2 pseudogenes are annotated in these 2289 nt (G+C 77.3%); both read right to left on the bottom strand.

Annotation, left to right across the window (positions count from 1 at the left end):
* A pseudogene (locus tag DKL51_RS31145) lies at positions 1-815 on the bottom strand (hypothetical protein); the annotation flags it as partial.
* Positions 812-2266, bottom strand: a pseudogene (cydD, locus tag DKL51_RS31140) (thiol reductant ABC exporter subunit CydD); the annotation flags it as partial. The pseudogenes DKL51_RS31145 and cydD, both read right to left, overlap by 4 nt.
* Between the last annotated feature and the right edge of the window lie 23 nt (positions 2267-2289).

Genomic DNA, 2289 nt, shown 5'->3' with positions numbered 1-2289 from the left:
GCGTCCACCGCGAGCGCCCCGCGCAGCGGCGCCACCTCGTCGGCGGCCCGCCGGGTGAGCGCGGTCGCCAACGCCGGCAGCGCGACTCCGGCGATCAGCAGCCCAACGGCCAGCACGCCGGCCGCGGGGAGCGAGATCAGCGCGGCCCCGCCGACGGCGAGAACGGCCACCAGCGCGGCCGCCGCCCCGGGTACCAGCACCCGGAGCAGCAGATCCTGGACGGCCTCCACGTCGGACACCAGCCGGCTCAGCGCGTCCCCGGAGCGCTGGATGGCGGCGTCCCGGCGGGTCGCCAGGGTGCCGAAGACCCGGGCCCGTACGTCGGTGATCATGCGGAGTACGGCGTCGTGCCCGGCGAGGCGTTCGGTGTAGCGAAACACGCCCCGGCTGATGGCGAGCGCCCGGACGGCGACGATGGCCACGGTCAACCGGTCCAGCGGCGGCCGACCGGCGGCGCTCATCAGCAGCCAGGTGGCGGTGGCCATCAGGGCGAGTCCGGCGAACTCGGTGGCCGACGCGAGCAGCCCCGCGCCGACCAGCCGCCCCAGGTACGGGCGGGCCAGTCGCAGCACCGCGCGCTCGGCGGATGCGCGGGCCCGGCCGGCGCCCCCGGCTCCGGTCGGTGCGTTGACGGTCTTGGCGCGCCCGCCAGAAGCCGGAGCAACGGCCGACTCGGGCTCCGCCGCCGGCGAGGCGAGTTCCGGCGGACTGAGCTCGGCCGGGGTCGGGCGGCCGGTGTCCCGGGTGCCCGGCGTGATCCCGTCCGGTCCGACGCCGTCCGGGGTGATGCCGCGCGGGCCGTCCGGCGCGCTCATCGCTCCGCCTTTCCGGCCGGCACCGGGGTCAGTTCGGTGACCCGGCCGTCCTCGACGCGGAGGATCCGGTCGGCGTCCTCGAGCAGCGCGGGCCGGTGCGCGACCAGCACGGCGGTACGCCCGGCGACCAGCCGCCGGGTGGCGGCCAGGACGATCGCCTCGCTGGCGGTGTCCAGCCGGGCGGTCGGCTCGTCGAGCAGCACCACGGGGGCGTCCCGGAGGAACGCCCGGGCCAGCGCCACCCGCTGCCGCTGCCCGCTGGAGAGGCCGTGCCCGCGCTCGCCGAGCACGGTGGCCAGCCCGTCGGGCAGGGCGGCGACGACCTCGTCCAGCGCGGCGTCGGTGACCGCCGCGGCGAGCGCGGCGTCGGGGGCGTCCGGCGCGCCCAGCCGGATGTTGTCGGCCAGCGAGGCGGCGAAGAGGTGTGCCCGCTGCGGCACCCAGGCGACCTGGCGACGCCAGGCGTCCCGGTCGACGTGGGCGAGGTCCACCCCGTCGACGGTGACCCGGCCGGCGGTCGGGGTGACGAAGCCGAGCAGGAGGCCGAGCAGGGTGCTCTTGCCGGCGCCGCTCGGCCCGATGACGGCGATCCGTTCGCCGGGGCGGATGGTCAGCGTGACGTCCCGCAGCGCGGTGGTCCGCTCGTACTCGACGGTCACCGACTCGAAGCGGATCTCGCCCCGGCCGTCCGGCGCCGGCAGCTCGGCGCCGGTCGGGGCGGCGGCGGTCGGGACGGCCGAGACGGTGAGCGCCTCGTCCAGCGCGGTGAGCCCCTCCATGCTGGCGTGGAACCGGCTGCCCGCCGCCCGCAGCGGCAGGTACGCCTCCGGGGTGAGCAGCAGCACCAGCAGGGCGGTGGAGAGGGTGATCCCGCCGCCTAGCAGCCGGATGCCGACCGGTACTGCGACCAGCGCCACCGAGAGGGTGGCGACCAGCTCCAGCACCAGCGCGGAGAGGAACGCGATCCGCAGCGTCTTCATGGTCGCCACCCGGTGGCCGTCGGCCATCCGGCGGACCACGTCGACCTGCGCCCGCGCCCGGCCGAACGCGCGGAGCGTGGGCAGCCCGGCGACCATGTCGAGGAAGTGCCCGCCGAGCAGGGCGAGCCGCCGCCACTGCCGCTCGGTGGCGGCCTGCGCCTGCCAGCCGAGCAGCGCGCCGAAGATCGGGATGAGCGGGATGGTCAGCGCGATGATCAGCGCCGAACTCCAGTCGGCGAGGACGATCCGGGCCAGCACGGCGAGCGGCACGGTGACGCTCAGCACGAGCTGGGGGAGGTAGCCGGTGAAGTAGGGGTCCAGCGCGTCGAGCCCGCGCCCGGCGAGGGTGGCGAGCTGACCGGCCCGCTGTCCGGCGACCCAGGCCGGGCCGTGTCGGCCGACCGCGCGGAGCAGGTCGGCCCGGAGCGTGGCCTTGACCGTCGCCGCCGCCCGGGCCGCCACCGAGGACCTGCCGCGCTACCTGGGCGGCGCCG

It is taken from the genome of Micromonospora globispora (assembly GCF_003857015.1).
Lineage (GTDB): Bacteria > Actinomycetota > Actinomycetes > Mycobacteriales > Micromonosporaceae > Micromonospora > Micromonospora globispora.
This window is presented reverse-complemented; position numbering and strand designations above follow the sequence as displayed.